This window comes from Parvimonas sp. M20, assembly GCF_035282425.1.
Taxonomy (GTDB): Bacteria; Bacillota; Clostridia; order Tissierellales; family Peptoniphilaceae; genus Parvimonas.
Window position 1 is genome coordinate 159,738 of the sequence record NZ_JAYKBQ010000002.1, and the last position, 17,813, is coordinate 177,550.

General features: G+C 28.8%; 21 protein-coding genes. 20 read left to right on the forward strand and 1 reads right to left on the reverse strand.

All coding sequences use genetic code 11. From position 1 onward, the window contains the following. Positions 1 to 605: 605 nt before the first annotated feature. From VJI93_RS01840 to VJI93_RS01905, 14 genes are all read left to right on the forward strand, one after another. On the forward strand, positions 606 to 1,307 hold the full coding sequence (locus tag VJI93_RS01840; RefSeq protein WP_323998727.1) for a prepilin peptidase: 702 nt from the start codon (positions 606 to 608) through the stop codon (positions 1,305 to 1,307). Then, positions 1,274 to 1,474 carry a Flp family type IVb pilin gene (locus tag VJI93_RS01845; RefSeq protein WP_323998726.1) on the forward strand — a complete coding sequence of 67 codons (201 nt, stop codon included), beginning with the start codon at positions 1,274 to 1,276 and terminating at the stop codon, positions 1,472 to 1,474. Before VJI93_RS01840 ends, VJI93_RS01845 begins: the two co-directional genes overlap by 34 nt. A gap of 88 nt (positions 1,475 to 1,562) precedes the next feature. Then, positions 1,563 to 1,733 (forward strand): Flp family type IVb pilin, encoded by a 171-nt coding sequence (locus VJI93_RS01850; protein WP_323998724.1) that lies wholly within the window; start codon positions 1,563 to 1,565, stop codon positions 1,731 to 1,733. A 72-nt stretch (positions 1,734 to 1,805) separates the two neighbouring features. Then, entirely contained in the window at positions 1,806 to 1,970 is a 165-nt protein-coding gene (locus VJI93_RS01855; RefSeq protein WP_323998722.1) for a Flp family type IVb pilin, read from the forward strand. Positions 1,971 to 2,112: 142 nt separating this feature from the next. Beyond that, on the forward strand, positions 2,113 to 2,697 hold the full coding sequence (locus VJI93_RS01860; protein WP_323998719.1) for a TadE/TadG family type IV pilus assembly protein: 585 nt from the start codon (positions 2,113 to 2,115) through the stop codon (positions 2,695 to 2,697). Positions 2,698 to 2,705: 8 nt separating this feature from the next. Beyond that, positions 2,706 to 3,203 carry a TadE/TadG family type IV pilus assembly protein gene (locus VJI93_RS01865; protein ID WP_323998717.1) on the forward strand — a complete coding sequence of 166 codons (498 nt, stop codon included), beginning with the start codon at positions 2,706 to 2,708 and terminating at the stop codon, positions 3,201 to 3,203. A gap of 14 nt (positions 3,204 to 3,217) precedes the next feature. Then, positions 3,218 to 3,757 carry a hypothetical protein gene (locus VJI93_RS01870; RefSeq protein WP_323998716.1) on the forward strand — a complete coding sequence of 180 codons (540 nt, stop codon included), beginning with the start codon at positions 3,218 to 3,220 and terminating at the stop codon, positions 3,755 to 3,757. Positions 3,758 to 3,807: 50 nt separating this feature from the next. Next, a complete protein-coding gene (gene cpaB, locus VJI93_RS01875; RefSeq protein WP_323998715.1) occupies positions 3,808 to 4,611 on the forward strand; it encodes a Flp pilus assembly protein CpaB in 804 nt (267 codons plus the stop codon). 9 nt (positions 4,612 to 4,620) lie between these two features. Then, positions 4,621 to 5,823 carry an AAA family ATPase gene (locus VJI93_RS01880; RefSeq protein WP_323998714.1) on the forward strand — a complete coding sequence of 401 codons (1,203 nt, stop codon included), beginning with the start codon at positions 4,621 to 4,623 and terminating at the stop codon, positions 5,821 to 5,823. Continuing rightward, positions 5,823 to 7,175, forward strand: a complete 1,353-nt coding sequence (locus tag VJI93_RS01885) for a CpaF family protein (RefSeq protein ID WP_323998713.1) — start codon at positions 5,823 to 5,825, stop codon at positions 7,173 to 7,175. The genes VJI93_RS01880 and VJI93_RS01885 overlap by 1 nt, the downstream gene beginning before the upstream one ends. 8 nt (positions 7,176 to 7,183) lie before the next feature. Then, positions 7,184 to 8,131 carry a type II secretion system F family protein gene (locus VJI93_RS01890; RefSeq protein WP_323998712.1) on the forward strand — a complete coding sequence of 316 codons (948 nt, stop codon included), beginning with the start codon at positions 7,184 to 7,186 and terminating at the stop codon, positions 8,129 to 8,131. Between the two features lie 8 nt (positions 8,132 to 8,139). Continuing rightward, entirely contained in the window at positions 8,140 to 9,081 is a 942-nt protein-coding gene (locus VJI93_RS01895) for a type II secretion system F family protein (protein WP_323998711.1), read from the forward strand. Further along, a complete protein-coding gene (locus VJI93_RS01900; RefSeq protein WP_323998710.1) occupies positions 9,078 to 9,416 on the forward strand; it encodes a DUF192 domain-containing protein in 339 nt (112 codons plus the stop codon). The genes VJI93_RS01895 and VJI93_RS01900 overlap by 4 nt, the downstream gene beginning before the upstream one ends. Before the next feature lie 21 nt (positions 9,417 to 9,437). After that, a complete protein-coding gene (locus tag VJI93_RS01905) occupies positions 9,438 to 10,772 on the forward strand; it encodes a hypothetical protein (protein ID WP_323998709.1) in 1,335 nt (444 codons plus the stop codon). 190 nt (positions 10,773 to 10,962) lie between these two features. On the opposite strand, the gene VJI93_RS01910 is transcribed toward VJI93_RS01905, so the two are convergent. Further along, positions 10,963 to 11,601, reverse strand: coding sequence for a superoxide dismutase (locus VJI93_RS01910; protein WP_323998708.1), 639 nt, complete (start codon positions 11,599 to 11,601; stop codon positions 10,963 to 10,965). 179 nt (positions 11,602 to 11,780) lie between these two features. On the opposite strand from VJI93_RS01910, the gene trkA reads away from it, so the two are divergent. The 6 genes from trkA to VJI93_RS01940 all read left to right on the forward strand — a co-directional run bounded on the left by trkA (position 11,781) and on the right by VJI93_RS01940 (position 17,715). Further along, on the forward strand, positions 11,781 to 13,136 hold the full coding sequence (gene trkA, locus VJI93_RS01915) for a Trk system potassium transporter TrkA (protein WP_323998707.1): 1,356 nt from the start codon (positions 11,781 to 11,783) through the stop codon (positions 13,134 to 13,136). A gap of 7 nt (positions 13,137 to 13,143) precedes the next feature. Next, positions 13,144 to 14,589 (forward strand): TrkH family potassium uptake protein, encoded by a 1,446-nt coding sequence (locus VJI93_RS01920; RefSeq protein ID WP_323998706.1) that lies wholly within the window; start codon positions 13,144 to 13,146, stop codon positions 14,587 to 14,589. Between the two features lie 12 nt (positions 14,590 to 14,601). Continuing rightward, complete coding sequence (locus VJI93_RS01925) at positions 14,602 to 15,222, forward strand: ribonuclease H family protein (protein ID WP_323998705.1); 621 nt, start codon at positions 14,602 to 14,604, stop codon at positions 15,220 to 15,222. 3 nt (positions 15,223 to 15,225) lie between these two features. Further along, positions 15,226 to 16,251, forward strand: a complete 1,026-nt coding sequence (locus tag VJI93_RS01930) for an L-threonylcarbamoyladenylate synthase (RefSeq protein ID WP_323998704.1) — start codon at positions 15,226 to 15,228, stop codon at positions 16,249 to 16,251. Between the two features lie 149 nt (positions 16,252 to 16,400). After that, the gene (locus tag VJI93_RS01935; protein ID WP_323998703.1) at positions 16,401 to 17,219 is read left to right on the forward strand and encodes a class I SAM-dependent methyltransferase; all 819 of its coding nucleotides are present in this window, start codon (positions 16,401 to 16,403) and stop codon (positions 17,217 to 17,219) included. A gap of 22 nt (positions 17,220 to 17,241) precedes the next feature. After that, complete coding sequence (locus VJI93_RS01940) at positions 17,242 to 17,715, forward strand: GNAT family N-acetyltransferase (protein WP_323998702.1); 474 nt, start codon at positions 17,242 to 17,244, stop codon at positions 17,713 to 17,715. The last annotated feature ends 98 nt before the right edge of the window (positions 17,716 to 17,813 follow it).

Here is a 17,813-nt window from a genome sequence, read left to right on the forward strand (position 1 = left end):
CTTTCTTACTATTTATATTATTATATTTCTTACTATTTATATTATTATAATAAAAAATATTTTAAAATACAAGTAAAATTAAATCTATTTTTAATATAAGTAAAATTAATCGTTCTTATATAAAATTAATCAACAAAACATTGAAAAGTACTAATGATATATAAAAATAATAAATAAAATAAAATTTAATAATAAAAAAATTTAAAAAAATACGTTTAATATGTTTTATAATGGTTATAATACTAGAGGTAAAATTTAAAAGATGAGAAATAATATATCAAATTTTTAAAGAAAGATGGTTTTTAGCATAAAATAAAAGAGAAAAGCGGTCAACTATGAAATCTCTTTAGAAAATTTTTGACCAAGTAATCTAATATTACACTTAACCATGTAAAAAAATCTTTCAAATTATGTAAAATTTATTGAATTTTATTTTTTATTATGATATAATACTATCTGATAAAGTATTATGAAAATATATCTGTAGTTTGTATTTTAATAATTCAATGAATTTTCGTTAATATTTTTGATATATTTTTTTGTGTGTAATAAAATGCATTTATAGATTTTAATTTGATTAATTTATATTTTTAAGGAGGCATATTTTGAATTATATCTATTTTACTATTTCTGTAATAGTAGGGGTGTTGTTTGCTTTTATTGTGCCAATAATTGTTGATGGTTTAATACAGTATAAACAGAAAAACGCTAGAGTTGAGTATGTTGATAGGAAGCCGTCTGTTTTATTTTGTAGACTGTATTCGGCGATTACGGGGATAGTATTTAGTTATCTAGCATTTGTGTATTTTCCAAAATGGAAAGTTATGTTTTTATTAGTTTTTTGTTTAATCGCATGTGTTGGGACATTTGTTGATAATAGAATAAGGATAATTTCAAACGAAATGGTTGTTCTTATGCTTTTAATAGCAATACCATATCGTATCATAGACGGAGGTCTTCCGTATTTACTTAATAGTGTATTGTCTATGATAGGTATATTTGTTTTTTTAGTTGGAACTTTTTTCCTTATTGGAAAGTTTATGACTAGGTTAGCACCTGGTGGTGCTGGTGATTTAAAACTAATGATGACATTGGGTTTTTTAGTCGGTTATCCAAATATGATAATTGCAGTGTTTTTTACCATGATTGTTATGTTGATATATATAATCTTTGGATTAATTACAAAAAGATTATTATTTAAATCTTACATTCCAATGGCAGGATTTATTATGTTGGGGATTTTAGTTGGATTTCTTAGTGGAGGTATGAATTTATGGGAATTAATTCCAAAAACTGGACTAATATAGAAAAGTTTGTTTTTGAAGAAGATGGACAAGGAATGGTAGAGTATGCTTTAATACTTGCGGTTGTGTTTTTAGTGGCATTACCTGCTGTTGTATTGGTTGGAAAAGCAATAACTTCTATATACGTAGAGAAAATTGCTCCTGTATTGTTTAGTGCATTCGGCATCTAATTATTATACATTGAGGTGTATGATTTGATGTACATATAATTATTTTTAATCAATATTATATGAAATTATTTGAGGGGAGGTGAAATAAATGAACAAATTTATGAATTGGTTTGCTAACGAAGAAAGTGGGCAAGGAATGGTAGAATATGGTTTAATTATCGCATTAGTTTCAATCGTAGTAATAGCAATTTTAACAACAGTTGGAACTAATTTGAAAGGTATATTCGACAAGATTGCTAAAGCTTTAAAAACTGCTTAGTTGATGAGTCCAATATAGTATCTAACAGATACTAGAAATTTAGTAAAAATAAATAAATGGGAGGTGAAAAATATGAGCAAATTTATGAATTGGTTCGCTAATGAAGAAAGTGGACAAGGAATGGTAGAATATGGTTTAATTATCGCATTAGTTTCAATCGTAGTAATAGCAATTTTAACAACAGTTGGAACTAATTTGAAAGCTATATTTACTAAAATAGCTGGTGCTTTAAAATAATTGATATTTTGAAAGCTTAAATGTTTGCTAATAGCAACCCTAGCCAATGGAAGTTTCATTAAGATGAAACTTCCCCAGCTTAGGGAATTAAAGGTTATTAAATATGGATTATAGAGTAGTATATTCGTGAGACATGTTTTGTATGATTACTAAAACAAGTATGGTTTATATTTCTAAAATTTTGAAATTGTTAATTTTAGAAGAGTATCTTATAAAAATAGTAAAGGGGTGTTTAATGAGAAAGTATTTTAGAAAAAATTTAATAAAAAATGAAAATGGACAGGCTTTAGTCCAAATAGTTATACTTTTCATACCTGTTTTATTAGTTATATTAAGCATGATGGCGGATTTATGGAGAGTTTTTGACGCTAAGTTGTTGGTTCAATCAGCCGCTTCAGAATGTGCAATAAATATGGTTGAAAAATCCGATGATCCGGAAGGTGTTGAAAAATATGTAAGGCATGTTATATACACAGAATATGGGAATAGACTTAAGGCTGATAAAGTCAAGTTTAAGATGACTCCAACGGGAACTGAGTATGAAGAAAAATATAAATATCATTCAAATTTAGAGCATGAAGGAATAGAAACATCAAATAAGTTTAGAGATATGAAAATAGAAGTTTCTTATGATGTGGATTTAGTTCTTCCGCTCACAAAGGAGATATTTGGAAGTAACACGGTGAATGTTAAGTCTAGTTTTATAACGAGGGTAAGTAAAAAATGAGAAATATTTTGAAAAAATTTGTAAAAGCTGAAAGAGGACAGGCTATGGTTGAATTTGCCGTTGTCACTTTTTTTATATTTTTACCATTATCTCTTATGATAATGGATATAGGTTGGATGGCATATAATTACATTTCTTTTGACTATAATTACCGTGTAACATCATGGGAATTTAGAGTTGATGATCCTGATATAGATCGTGATCGTACTATTAGCGGTGGTGAGGCAAATAAGCTATTACTTAATGAATTTTCTAAGAAGAGTATTGCATTGAATCTTTCTAAAATCAGTATTAGTGATGCAACTATAAAGTTAACAACTCAAAGAAGAGATAAAAAATACCCAGATGGAGGAAAATCAGTTGAAAGAAGAAGATATATGAATATCACAGGAAATATAACATATAAATTTGAACCTCTTACTCCGATTGGAAAGACTTTTTTTGGGAAAGAGCATAATATTACAAAAAAGCTCGATAAGTTAAGAATAATGGAAGTTAAGAGTTAGAATAGGAGGTTATAATGCTAAGAAATAAGTTATCTAAATTCAAAAATGAGGAAAGAGGAGATATCTTAGTTTTAACCGCTGCAATGTTTACTGTTTTTATGCTGTTCTTGTCTGTTGCGACAGATTTGGCTATGGCATATAACAAAAGAGCTAAAATGTATGAAATTGGTCATGTTATGAGACAAACTAGATTTACTAAGGATCAAGATACTTTATCCCGCTTTATGAATGTTGAAGAACCAGGTAAGGAATATGCCAAAGGGTTTAATGAATATGCTAGAAAAAATGGATTTAAAGGGAAGATTACAGTTACCTATAATGAAACCCATCCACAAGCATTTGGGTATTCTAAAAGACAGTTTACGATTGATATGAAACTTGAGGATGTTTATGAAACTATGATACTTAGGGTTGTTAATATAAATGAACTTCCAATAACTGTAGTTATTCGTGGATCTGGGCATAAGTGGCATGGAGGAAAGAGTAAAATTTGGTATCCTAAAGACAATCCAAACTTTACTCATTATGAAACGACTTTTCCAGCGATTAAATAAGATATAAAAATTTAAAATAAAAAAATAATTTGAAAAAAGGAAGGTTAAAAATGAAAAAAATTAGAATAGTTGCTTTAGTTTCTGCACTTGCAGTTATGGTTTTTTTAGGAATTTATTTATCTGGAATATCTGGTTCTAGAGGGAGAAGTAAAGGTAGTGTTGAGGTTGTAGTTGCAAATGAAGATATACCAGCAAACTCAATAATTAAAGAGTCACAATTAAAGAAAATTTATGTTTCTAAAGATTCTGTGCCTGAAAACTCAATATCAAATCCAGATGAGATTGTTGGGAAAATGTCAAAATCTGCAATTTATAAGGATGAAGTAGTTATTAAAGAACGTATTATTGAAAAAGCAGAAGGAAATTCTTCACCTTATGGATTAGCTTATGTAGTGTCCGTTGGGAAAAGAGCTATGAGTATTGAAGTAACACTACCACAAGGAGTATCTAATTCATTAAAAGTAGGAAACTATATTGATGTTTATTATTCTGGAAGTGTTAAATATACTGTAATTAACTCTGGAAAAGGAAGTAATGATAATAAAGAAAAACAAAAAGAAGAGCTTACTAAAGAATTTTCAAAACTTCTTTTACAAGATGTTAAGGTTATAGGTCTTGAGTCTAATATAGAACAAAAAGATAGTGAAAAAGGATCAAATTATAAGACTGTTACTCTAGAACTTTCACCACAAGATTTTGCAAAATTAGTTTTTGCAATTAATAATGGAACTGTTTGGTTAGGCTTAAGAGCTGAGGGAGATCATGAAATCGTAAAAACAGAGGATGTATTGATAGATGACCTTGTTGATAAGTCTAAGTTATTAAAAGTATTAAAAGAAGAATTTGAACGTTAGGGAGGAATTATGGCTATTAGGGTATTGTTACTTGGAGAGTCTTGGGATGAACTCGAAAAGATTGAAGGTAAAATTACAGACAATGATTTTTCAATTGTCGGAGCTTCTGCAGAATTAGGAAGTGCATCAGATGAAGTTGTAGAACATGAACCGGATGTAGTGGTAATGTCTTGTTCAGATTTAAGCTGGGTTTTTAGGGCATGTCAACAAATTTATTTGCTTCATCCTAATGTTGTTACTGTTATGGTATCTGATGAAAAATCATATGAAATTGCTAAAAAGGCAATAGATTCAGGAGCTACTGCATATATTTCTCCAATTCCTGATTCTTCTGAATTTTGTGACAGATTGAAAAAAATATATTTCAATGAGAAGTCAAGAGTTTCAATGTTAATTGAAAATTCAGGTGTGCAAAGAAAAGCAGAAGTTATTACTGTTTTTGGTACAAAAGGTGGAGTTGGAAAAACAACTTTAGCCGTTAATTTAGCTGTTGAGCTTTCTAGAAAAAAAGCAAAAGTTGCTATTTTAGATTTAGATTTATTATTTGGAGATGCTCATATGTTCTTGGGCTTAGATGTTAAAGAAACAGTTGTTGAATTGTTACAAGAGAGAAAAGTTCCAACAATTGATAGTGTAAGAAATTATTTTTTGGTACATTCTTCAGGTGTTCAATTGCTATGTGCACCAATCAGTCCAGAATATGCTGAAAATGTTACAGCTTCTCAAGTTGAGCCTCTTTTAAATGTATTAAGACCTCATTATGATTATATAATAATTGATACAAACGCTGATTTTTCAGAATTAAATCTTTTATTACTTGAAGAAGCAAGTACTATACTTTATGTAACAGGACTTGATATATCACTTTTGAATAACTCAAAGAAAGGATTATTACTTTTGGATTCACTTAATTTAAGTGGAAAAATCAAAATAGTTGTAAGTAAATCTTTCAAAGGAGATATCTCTAAGGGAGATGTTGAAAAGATAATGGGTAAACCTGTTTTTGCTACAATTTCGAATGACTATATTGAATGTGTTAAGTCTTTAAATCAAGGGGTTCCAATTGTTCAAGGAAGTAAGAGCCCTATTGCTAAAGATATTGTTACTATTGCAGGTGCTTTTAGAAAACATGATTCAGAATCTGGAAATGATGAACAAGATGAGCCTCGTAAATTTTCTTTTGATTTCTTAAAATTGGGAGGTAGAAAGTAATGGCAAGTAATCTACTTAAAAGATTAGAGCAAGCTAAATCAATAAAAGCGTCTAGTTATAATTTGAAAAAAACAGATGATGACGATGACAAGACTGTCTATTATGATGAGTATGCCACTTTTAAAAATAGAGTTCACAAAGAAATTCTTGACCAAATTAATTTTGGAAATATTGTAGATGTTAAGGATAAGGAAGAAATTCATAATTTAATAAAAAACATTGTGGATGAATATGGAGCTGAAATTTCTCGTCCTATCAAAAATAGATTAATTTCAGAAATACAAGATGAAACTTTAGGTCTAGGACCTTTAGAAACATTACTTAAAGATGAAACTATAACAGAAATTATGGTAAATGGTCCTTCTCAAGTATATATAGAAAGAAATGGTAAGATTGAACTTTCTTCCATCCAATTTAGAGACAACAACCATGTTCTGAACATAATAGATAGAATTATTTCTCCTCTTGGAAGAAGATGTGATGAAAGTTCACCAATGGTTGATGCCAGACTGGCAGACGGATCTCGTGTTAATGCTATTATTCCACCAATTTCTCTTGTCGGTCCTTCAATAACTATAAGAAAGTTTTCAAAAAGGCCTCTTGAGATTGGTGATTTGATAAAAAATAATTCAATTTCTTACCAAATGTCTTCTTTCTTGGAAGCATGTGTTAAGGGGAAAGCAAATATAGTTGTATTCGGAGGGACTGGTAGTGGTAAAACCACTCTTCTAAATACGCTTTCAGGTTTTATTCCTGAAAATGAACGTATTGTTACAATCGAAGATGCTGCGGAACTTCAATTGAAACAGCCTCACACTATAACCCTAGAAAGTAGACCTGCGAATATTGAAGGTACTGGAGCTATTACAATAAGAGATTTGGTTAAAAACTCTCTACGTATGAGACCTGATAGAATTGTTGTAGGGGAAGTTCGTTCTGGAGAAGCATTAGACATGCTTCAAGCAATGAATACAGGACATGATGGTTCTTTAACTACTGCCCATGCTAATACTACCAGAGATTTACTTGCACGTCTTGAAACTATGGTTCTTATGGCAGGAATGGGCTTGCCTTCTCATGCTATTCGTGAACAAATAGCTTCAGCTTTTAATATTATTGTTCATCAAGCTAGACTTAGAGATGGTAGCAGAAAGGTAGTTGCTATTTCTGAAATTCTTGGAATGGAATCTGATACAATAGTTTTACAAGAGATATTCCGTTTCAAACAAGAAGGTTTTGATAGTACTGGAAATATTAGAGGAAACTTTGTTCCTACTGGTGTAAGACCAAAGATATTGCAAAGAATTACTGATGAAGGTGTCATGATTAACGATAATTGGTTTAATGCATAGGAGGGTTTATGGGTTTAATTATTAAATTATTACTGATTGGAGCTATAGGCACAATTGTGTATTATCTAGTATTTACAATATTGAGTGGAGATTTGCTTGCTTCATCAAGAGTAAATAGAAGAGTTAAGCATTTAACTAAAATGAATGAAATAAATGGTGCTAATGTAAACAAAAATTCACAGCATGGTTCTTCAGTTTTCTCTTTTATAGTTGTTTCTGATAAATTTAAGAGAAATCTTATGACTTCTGGGATTAAGTTAAAAGCAGAAGAATATGTTGTATTTTGGATTGTTGTTACATTATTACCTATGATGTTGTATTCTCTTATTAAAGGATTTAGTTTCATGTCATTAATTATAGCAGGGATTTGTTTTTTTTCAGTACCCGCTTGGGTTAAAACCGCTAGAAAGAAGAGAATGCAGAAATTTAATTATCAACTAAATGATGCACTTTTAATAATTAGTAATTCATTAAGAAGTGGTTTTACATTTAGACATGCTGTTGCAAGAGTAGCAGAAGATTTACCAGATCCTATTTCTGAAGAACTAAGAAGAGTAATTAGAGAGGTAAATTATGGAGCTAATATTGAGGATTCATTGAGAGCTTTAGCTGAAAAAATGCAAAGTAAAGAACTTGCTATGATAAATTCAGCTGTTGCAATTCAACAAAGATCAGGAGGAAACTTAGCAGAGATAATTGATAAAGTAAGCGAAACAATATCTGATAGAATTGAAATGAAAGGAAAAATAAGAGCCCTTACTGCTCAAGGAAGAATGGGTGGAATTATTATAGCATTAATACCAGTGGTAATTGGACTTGCAGTATCTGTAATTAATCCTGGATATATGAAGATATTTTTTGAGTCACCAATTGGGATATTCTTTTTAATTTTATCAATTATATGGGAATTGATAGGCTTTTTAGTTATTAGTAAAATAGTAGATGTTAAGTATTAGGTGATATTATGGTATATATAATTGTTTTATTGTCAGGACTTTGTGTATATTCAAGTATTTTGTTACTCTTAGGAGAAAAAGCAAGTAGAGTTGAGAATATAAGAAAGAGGATAAATAAAGCTGGAAAAGAAAATAGAATAAAAACGGATGATTTTTATGAAAATGTTCCATTTGCAGAGAGAGTTATAAAACCGATTGTAGACTTTTTTATAAAAGCTGTTTCTGATATGTTTCCAAGTAGTAAAGAGGTTGAAGATGAAACTTACCAAACGACTTTACTTCAAGCGGGAATTAGAATGAAAGCTAGAGATTATTATATCTTAAAACTTTTAGTTGTAGTTCTTTTTGCTATAATCGGTGGATTTTATTCTAAAGTAGTAGGACTTAGAGGATTATTTGGCTTTTTATTTGGTGGCATCTTTGGTGCTATTATTGGTTATCTTTTTATGACTTACTTGTTAAGAAGAAGAATAAGAATAAGAAAAGAGAATATGGAAAGACAATTTCCTGAGTTTTTAGATTTACTTTCCGTATGTATAGAAGCAGGATTAGGTTTTGATCAAGCTATACAATATGTAGTTGGAGAATATAAATCTGAATTATCAGATGAGTTTAGAATTGTAATGAGAGATATTTCTTTAGGGAGTACTAGAAAGCAAGCTCTATTAAAATTACAAGAGAGATGTTTAGTTGAACAAGTTAAGACTTTTAATGCTGCAATTATTCAAGCCGATGAAATGGGTATTTCTCTAAAGAAGATACTTTCAGCACAGTCTTATAATGCTAGACAAGCTAGAAAAAGAAAAGTTGAAGAAGAAATTCAAAGACTACCTATAAAGATATTATTTCCAATGTTAATCTTTATATTCCCGGTAATCTTTATTGTTCTTTTATTACCTGCTGGACTTTCAATAATTAAATCTCTTACATCAACGGGGTTATTTTCATGATAATTACTATAGTAAGAGATAATGAAGCTGTTTTAAAAGGTCCTTTACATCTTGCAGATTCTTTTTTTGCTAGATTTAAAGGACTTATGCTGAAAAAAAGCATAGGTGAAGAAGAAGGGATATTTTTTACAAATGTTAATAGAATACACACTTCTTTTATGAGATTTCCTATAGATGTTGTTTACTTTGACGAAGAATATAAAGTTTTACATATTGAAACTGTGAAACCTTGGAAACTAGGATCTAAAGTTAAAGGAGCAAAACATGTTCTTGAGCTTAATGTTGGAATAGGAAGTAAATTTAAATTAGATGAATATGTAAGTATTAATAGATAAAGTAAAGGAGGAATATTTGATATGGATAATAAAGATAATATTGAAAATGGTGAAAACAACGAAAATGTTGAAAGTAAAGATAACTTTGAAGGTAATGATGCAAGTGATTCTTCTGAAAAAAAAGATACTATCAGTAGAATCAGAAATAGAAGTATAGAAGATTTTTTAGAAACTAAATTAAAGACAGTATATCTTACAAAGGGTTATTCAAAATCTAGTGTTAAAGAATATGTTAATAATTTATTAAAAGAAATAGAATATCAAAAAGAAAATTTTAAAGATAGAATTAAAGAAGTTTTAGATGAAAAAGAAAAGATTTTAAATGAAAAAAACTTGTTATCAGATCAATTATTGGAAACTTCAGATTCCTTAGCTAAATATGAAAAAGAGGGAAGTAAAATTTCTGAATATCAAGATTTAATAGATAGATTAAATAAAGAATTAGAAATTGTTAAATCTGAAAATGAAAAATTCAAACTTGCAAGTAATGATGATGATAGAGTAAAGATATTGGAAGATAGTATTGAAATTCTTGAATCTGAAATTGCTGAATTGAGAAGCAACAATAGCGAGATTACACATACTGTATCAGATTTAAATACAAAATTGGAAGATGCTAATGGTTGTATTGAGTCTTTAAATTCTGAATTAGAAAGCGAAAAGCAAAAATTACAAGAAGCTAATGATTTGATAAACAATGAATTAGCTGAAAAAATTTCTGGATTGGAAAATCACAATAGAGAACTTGAAGAAGATAATAAAAAGCTTTCAGGAGAATTAGAAGAAATAACTGCGGAATTAGTTTTACTACAAGAAGCAGATGAATTCAACGGAGAGCTTGCTGCTAAAAACTTTGAACTTCAAAAACTATTGGACGATTTAAAATCTCAATATGTTGAATTTGATAAGGTAAAAGTACACAATCAAGAACTTGCTGAAGAAAATTTAGAGTTAAATAAGACTGTTAATGAACTTTCTGTTATTGAAAAAGAACAAGAAATTAAAATAATTGATTTGGAAAGTCAATTAAGTGACCAAAAAGTTAAATATTATGACGATTTGAAGAAACTTTCTGAAAAATTTGAATCTGAAAGATTATATTATGAAAAACTTGTTAATGATTGTAAGTTAGAATTAGAAGAAAAGGTTAAAGAAAATCAAGACCTAATTAATGAAAAAGAAGATTTACAATTGAGACTTTCAGCGTTCTTAAGATACTTGGATGAGTTATGTGAAAAGGTTAGTGGTATTAACTATATAAAATCTAATAGTGAAAATAATATTGAAAAAGTTGAAAATATTGAAGAAACTAAAGATGTCAATAGTGAAGATTTTACTGCTAATGATAATGAATAATTACATTATATAAGTATAATTAGGAAATATTTTCAGTAATTAAGTCTGGGGAGAAATTTTATAAAATTCTCCCTGTTTTTATATTTTTAGAATAATTAGATAGTTATTAAAATTTACACCTATTTTTAGGTGTTTTTTATTGTAAAAAAGAAGTGACCTTTAATCACTTCTAAAACTTATTTTTATTTAATTAGCATCCACAACTACAAGAACATTCGTTATGGTTTCTATTTTTATATCTTTTTTCTACAACATCCCAGTTTACAACTTTCCACCATTCTTTTAGGTATTCAGCTCTTTTATTTTGATATTTTAAATAATAAGCATGTTCCCAAACATCATTTCCTAAAAGGATAATTTTTCCACATGAAATAGGGCAGTCTTGATTAGGTGTTGAAATCACTTCAATATTTCCTTCTTTATCACAAACAAGCCATACCCAACCTGAACCGAATTGTCCAGCACCTTTTTTGTTAAATTCTTCTTTGAAATTTTCAAAGTTTCCAAATTTTTCGTTAATTTTTTTAGCTACTTCTCCAACAGCTTCTTTTGATCCACCTGGAGTCATACTTTCCCAGAATAAATTGTGGTTGAAAACTCCACCTACATTATTTCTAATTCCGTTCTTCTTATCTTCTGGAGCATGTTCTAAATGTGTTAGAATTTCTTCTAATGAAGCTTCTTCAAATACTGTATCTTTAATTAAGTTATTTAAGTTATTTACATAAGCTTGATGATGTTTGCTATGATGAATTTCCATAGTTTCTTTGTCTATTACAGGTTCTAACGCATCATAAGCATAATTTAATTTTACTAATTCAAATGACATTTCATTCCTCCTAAAATTTTAAAATATTTAAAAACTTATTTGTTTTTCAAGTCTATTTTACCCATAGGAATATCTTTAAAACTTTAATAATGAATATCAATAAAATGACGATTTATATAAAATATTTTTTTCTATTGAAGTTTTTTAAAAATATGATATACTATGAATTGGAGGTATTTATGAAAATTATAATAGTTGGAGCTGGTAAGGTTGGAGAGTATTTATTTACTGATTTGAATACAGAAGACAATGATATTATTTTAATAGAAAAAAGACAAGAAATACTAAATGAAATGTTATCTAAATATGATATTATGGGAATTTCTGGAAGTGGAACGAACTATGATGTTTTAGAAGAGGCAGGAGTTGCAGATAGCGATGTATTTATTTCTGTAACAGAGAGTGATGAAATAAATATTATATCTTGTATCTTTGCAAAGAATATGGGAGCAAAGTATACTATTGCACGTGTTAGAAATCCAGAATATTCTTCTAAGTCTGGTTTTGTCAAGGAAGTACTGGGAATTGATTTAGTAATTAATCCTGAATTTGTCGCTGCAAGAGAAATTTCTAGAGGTTTAAAGTATCCATTTGCACATTCAGTTGAAACATTTGCAGATGGACGAGTGAAGCTTATAGGAATTTCTGTTGGGAAGGACAGTCCATTGAAAGACACCAAAATTTCGGATTTGCAACAAAAATTTAATATAAAAGTTTTAATTGGAATTGTTGAAAGAAAAGACGAAATTTTTATTCCATCGGGGGATTTTATCATTAGAGAAAATGATAAAATTTATTTCACAGGAACTGATGAATTTGCATATAAATTTTACAATATATTAGAAGGTGGAAACAAAAAGATAGAATCTGTTTTTATAATAGGCGGTAGTAGAATTTCTTATTATTTAATTTCAAACTTAATTCGTGAAAATATTAAAATTAAGCTGGTTGAAGTTAATAGAGATTTAGCAACTTCATTTAGCGAAAAATTTCCATCAAAGGTTAAAGTTATTTGTGCAGATGGTTCAGACTCTGATGTTTTAGATGAAGAAGGGTTGACAAATTATGATGCTTGTGTAGCGTTAACGGGTATTGATGAAGAAAATATTATGTTAGGAATGTTTGCTGAAAAGCTTAATGTAAAAAAAGCTGTTGCGAAAGTTAGTAGAATTTCTCTTTTAAATATAATTCCATCTACTGAAAGATTTTCATTTGTTACACCAAAAAGATTAGTTTCTGATATAATAATTAGTGTAGTAAGGTCAATTATTAATAGTGAGGGATCAAATATAGAGACTTTGCATAGATTATCAAATAATGCTGAGGCGGTTGAGATAAAAGTAAATAAAAAATCTAAAGTCCTAGACATCCCACTAAAAGAGTTGAAAATAAAAGATAATGTACTTATAGCATATATAATTAGAGATAATAAGCTGATTTTTCCAACAGGAGAAGATTTTATAAGGGTAAATGATACTGTAATAGTGATTTCAAAGGCAAATTTGATACAAAATATAGATTGTATTTTGGTATAGGTGTATTATGAATAATAGAATTATAAGATATATTTTGAGTAAAATTTTATATATTGAGGCAGGATTTTTACTTTTACCTGTTATTGTTTCTATGATATATAAAGAAAATTATACTAATATTTTAAGCTTTTTAGCGACAATACTTTTATTATTGTTATTTGGATATGCAGTCGGATATAAAGCAGATGGTAGTGGAGCATTTTACGAGAAAGAGGGATTTGTAATAGTTTCTTTATCTTGGATACTTTTATCTGCTTTTGGGGCAATGCCATTTGTTTTTTCAGGGACAATACCAAGTTTTATAGATGCTTTTTTTGAAACTTCTAGTGGGTTTACTACTACGGGCGCAAGTATCTTAACAGATGTTGAAGCACTTAGTCATTCAATGCTATTTTGGAGAAGTTTTACGCATTTGATTGGTGGTATGGGTATTTTAGTATTTGCATTAGCAATATTACCACGTTCAAATAGACATTCTCATATTATGAAGGCCGAAGTTCCCGGCCCGATTTTTGGGAAACTTGTTGCAAAGATGAGTTATACTGCAAGAATTTTATATAAAATCTATTTTGCTATGACGGGTATTTTGATAATTGTGCTTATTTTAGTCGGACATCCGGTTTTTGATTCATTTGTTCATGCTTTTGGAGCAGCAGGAACTGGTGGTTTTGGGATAAAAGCAAGTTCAATAGCTCATTATAACAGCCCAGTAGTTGAGATGATTTTAGCAATTGCAATGATAACTTTTGGAATTAACTTTAATTTGTTTTATATAATTTTAATTGGGAAAGCTAAAGATGTATTTAAAAGTGAAGAACTAAGATGGTATTTACTTATAGTTTTTGGAAGTGTGGTTTTAATATTTTTTAATATAAGGAATAATTACACTTCATATTTGACTGCAGTTAAAGATATATTTTTCACAGTCTCTTCAATAATATCTACAACTGGGTATGCTACTGCCGACTTCGGAAAATGGCCGCCTTTTTCACATTTTATTCTTCTGTTCTTGATGTTTACAGGAGCTTGTGCAGGTTCAACTGCTGGAGGATTGAAAATTTCAAGACTCATAATTTTGGTAAAATCATCAATTTTACAATTTAGAAAGGCAATAAATCCAAAAAGAGTATTAAGTGTAAAAATGGATAATAAGGCTGTCGGAAGTGAAGTTTTAGAAGAGGTAAGGGCTTATTTTGTAATTTATATATTTTTAGTTATTATTTTTACGATTTTAATATCTTTTTCAGTTCCTGATTTTTTAACAGCATTTTCAGCAGTAATGGCTACATTTAATAATATTGGTCCCGGAATGGCAGTTGTGGGACCTACGGGGAGTTATGCAAGTCTTACTGATTTTAATAAGATAGTTTTGTCTTTTGCAATGCTAGCAGGAAGACTTGAAATATTCCCGATTTTAATTTTATTTTCATCAACAACTTGGAAAAAGAAATAGGAGGAGATATTTTTGGTAAAAAAATATTATGCAGTTAAGGTTGGAAAATCAACAGGAATTTATAATAATTGGGAAGACTGTAAAAAACAAGTTACAGGCTTTTCAGGTGCAATTTATAAATCTTTTCCAACTTTAGAAGAAGCTAAAGAGTATTTGAATAATGGAAATGTAGAAAATGAAGTTAATAGCTTTAATTTAGAAAATATTGCAGATGATGAAATCCTAGCCTATGTAGATGGTTCTTATAAAAAAGACACTTTGGAATATGGATATGGAGTTGTCCTAATTTTAAAAGATGATATTATTGAGTTTTTTGGAAAGGGAGAAAATCCTGAAGTTGCAAAGAGTAGAAATGTAACAGGAGAGCTTTTCGGCTCAATTAGGGCTATTAGTGAGGCAATAAGGCTTAAAAAGAAAAAAATAACTGTTTTTTACGATTATCAGGGTATTTCATCTTGGGCTAATGGAGAATGGAAATGTAATTTACCTCTTACTATAGGATATAAAGATAAAATTAGAGACTTTAGAAAGGAAATAGAGATTTTATTTGTTAAGGTTAAGGCACATTCAAATGATAAATACAATGACCTTGCAGACCATTTGGCAAAAAAATCTTTGGAAATTGAAAAATAATTTATGACTGAAATATTAAAACCGACAAAAGAAAATATAGAAAAATCCGCAAATTTAATATTAAATGATGAAATTGTTGCAATTCCGACAGAAACTGTATATGGTTTAGGAGCGAATGGATTATCTGATATTGCAGTTTCAAAAATTTTCAAGGCAAAAAACAGACCACAGGATAATCCTTTAATATTGCATATTTCAGATTATGATATGATGGAAAAATTGGTTTATGAATTAAATAATGATATAAAAGAATTTTTAAATCATTTTTGGCCGGGACCACTGACAGTTGTTATGAAGAAAAAAGATATAATTCCTGATGTGGTTAGTTGTGGACTTGATACTGTTGCAATTAGAATGCCGAGTAATGAAATTGCAAGAAGTTTTATAGAACAATGTGGTGTTCCCATAGCTGCACCTTCTGCAAATATTTCAGGAAAGCCATCACCAACGACTGCAGAAGATGTTTTTACTGATATGAATGGTAAAATTTCAGTAATCTTAGATGGTGGACTTTGTAATATTGGAATAGAATCAACCGTTTTGGATTTGACTAAAAAACCTTATACGATTTTAAGACCGGGTTTTTACACGAAGGAAGATTTTTTGAAATATGAAGATGAAATTTTAGTTGATGATGCTATTGTAACAGAAAATACAATTCCAAAATCGCCGGGACAAAAGTATAAACATTATGCTCCAAAGGCAAAAGTTGTGGTGATTGTAGCAAAAGACAGGAAAAAATCATCAATGGAGATTGAAAAAATATTAAAAGAAAATAAGAACTTGAAAATTGGAATATTTAAGTTTGACGAAACTATTTTAAGTTTGGAAAGTGAAAATATTTTATCATTGGGTTCAGTTTTTGATTTAAAAGAAATGTCTAAAAAATTATTTAAAGGTCTTAGAGAATTCGACGAAAAAAATGTTGATTTGATTATTGTTGAGGGTTGTGATGAAAAGGGACTCGGATTTTCAATAATGAACAGACTTAAAAAATCAGCAAGTGGGAATATAAAATATATTGATTAAAGAGCTTATGCTCTTTTTTTATTGTTAAATAACAAGTTTTCCAAAAAATCACCGGATATGAAGTATCGTAAAAGGATTGGATTCTTATAATAAAGTTGTTTTTAAAATTATAATATGATATACTATTTAAAATTTATCAGGAGGTTTTTATGAGTAAGGATTTAAGTTTTGATGAAGTAATGAATATAGATGATGATTTACAGAGAAATCAGATGTTGTATAAATTTTTTGATGAAGATTCAAGATTGAAAAGTAAGTTCGGAATGGTGGAAAAATTTACTACAATGAGAGAGATAGATAAAGTTATAAATTTTAATACTAAAATGCTTGATATAGGAGCGGGAACCGGAGTTTATACTATAAATTATGCTGATAAAGTTTCTGAAATATATGCTTTTGAACCTGCTGAAAATAATTTTTTGAAATTAAATGAAAATTTGAAAAATTACAATTTTAAAAATATTATAACAAAGCAATTAAGTTCTTTGGAGCTTGAAATATTACCTGATAACTATTTTGATGTTGTACTTTTATTTGGTCCGCTATATCATTTATCCAATAAAGAGGATCAACTGAAAACTTTAAATGATGTAATTAGAGTTTGTAAAAATGGAGCACATATTTTTATAGCATTTATAAATCACGATATGGTACCTATTACGGAAACAAACTATAATTTTAATTATTTTGAAAATGGTGCATATGATAAGAATACTCAAAGAGTATGGAACAGACCTTTTATATTCTTTACAGTTGATGAAAGTAAGAGATTGTTAGAAGAATCAGGACTAAAGATAGAAAGTATAATTGCATCTGATGGCTTTTCTGAATTATTATTTGAAAAAATTGAAAAAATGAGTGATGTAGCTTATGAAAATTATCTACAATGGCATTTTAATCATTGTAAAAATAAAGAACTTTTAGGAGCAACAAATCATTTGTTATTTGTTACAAAAAATATAAAATAGTAAATTTAAAGGAGTTAATAATTTGAAAGAATTAATTATTAAAGAAATTGTTGATATTAAAGAAAAGGAAAAAATATCTAGGGAGATATTAAATGATCTTCCTGAATGGTTTGGTATGCCGGAAAGTACGGAAGAATACATTATAGATTCTAAAGACAAACCATTTATTGCATGTTTTATGGATAACGAGGCAATAGGTTTTGTAGTATTGAATTCTACAAGTGCGGATTGTGCAGATATTTTTGTTATGGGTATTAAGAAAAACTATCATAGAATGGGTATTGGAACAAAGTTAAATGATGCTTATGAAAAATTGGCAAAAAAACTTGGTTACACTTATACTCAAGTCAAAACTGTTCAGTGCGGACATTATAAAGAGTATGATATAACAAATAATTTCTATAAATCTGTAGGATATAAGGAATTGGAATGTTTTCCAACTTTATGGGATGAATGGAATCCTTGCCAAGTTTATATTAAATATATTGGAGATTAGTTTTTTGTTTTTAAATTAAATAATTAAATATGAGATAAAAGGCAGTAAACGAAATTTTACTGCTTTTTTATTGTTCAAAATATGATATAATAATTATA

Excerpts from the sequence above, each read along its gene's own strand:
- VJI93_RS01870 (WP_323998716.1), top strand. The coding sequence starts at position 3,218 with ATGCTAAGAAATAAGTTATCTAAATTCAAAAATGAGGAAAGAGGAGAT.
- VJI93_RS01860 (WP_323998719.1), top strand. The coding sequence starts at position 2,113 with ATGATTACTAAAACAAGTATGGTTTATATTTCTAAAATTTTGAAATTG.
- VJI93_RS01885 (WP_323998713.1), top strand. The coding sequence starts at position 5,823 with ATGGCAAGTAATCTACTTAAAAGATTAGAGCAAGCTAAATCAATAAAA.
- VJI93_RS01845 (WP_323998726.1), top strand. The coding sequence starts at position 1,274 with ATGGGAATTAATTCCAAAAACTGGACTAATATAGAAAAGTTTGTTTTT.
- VJI93_RS01935 (WP_323998703.1), top strand. The coding sequence starts at position 16,401 with ATGAGTAAGGATTTAAGTTTTGATGAAGTAATGAATATAGATGATGAT.
- VJI93_RS01910 (WP_323998708.1), bottom strand. The coding sequence starts at position 11,601 with ATGTCATTTGAATTAGTAAAATTAAATTATGCTTATGATGCGTTAGAA.
- VJI93_RS01930 (WP_323998704.1), top strand. The coding sequence starts at position 15,226 with ATGACTGAAATATTAAAACCGACAAAAGAAAATATAGAAAAATCCGCA.
- VJI93_RS01850 (WP_323998724.1), top strand. The coding sequence starts at position 1,563 with ATGAACAAATTTATGAATTGGTTTGCTAACGAAGAAAGTGGGCAAGGA.
- VJI93_RS01920 (WP_323998706.1), top strand. The coding sequence starts at position 13,144 with ATGAATAATAGAATTATAAGATATATTTTGAGTAAAATTTTATATATT.
- VJI93_RS01900 (WP_323998710.1), top strand. The coding sequence starts at position 9,078 with ATGATAATTACTATAGTAAGAGATAATGAAGCTGTTTTAAAAGGTCCT.
- VJI93_RS01895 (WP_323998711.1), top strand. The coding sequence starts at position 8,140 with ATGGTATATATAATTGTTTTATTGTCAGGACTTTGTGTATATTCAAGT.
- VJI93_RS01890 (WP_323998712.1), top strand. The coding sequence starts at position 7,184 with ATGGGTTTAATTATTAAATTATTACTGATTGGAGCTATAGGCACAATT.
- cpaB (WP_323998715.1), top strand. The coding sequence starts at position 3,808 with ATGAAAAAAATTAGAATAGTTGCTTTAGTTTCTGCACTTGCAGTTATG.
- trkA (WP_323998707.1), top strand. The coding sequence starts at position 11,781 with ATGAAAATTATAATAGTTGGAGCTGGTAAGGTTGGAGAGTATTTATTT.
- VJI93_RS01880 (WP_323998714.1), top strand. The coding sequence starts at position 4,621 with ATGGCTATTAGGGTATTGTTACTTGGAGAGTCTTGGGATGAACTCGAA.
- VJI93_RS01855 (WP_323998722.1), top strand. The coding sequence starts at position 1,806 with ATGAGCAAATTTATGAATTGGTTCGCTAATGAAGAAAGTGGACAAGGA.
- VJI93_RS01905 (WP_323998709.1), top strand. The coding sequence starts at position 9,438 with ATGGATAATAAAGATAATATTGAAAATGGTGAAAACAACGAAAATGTT.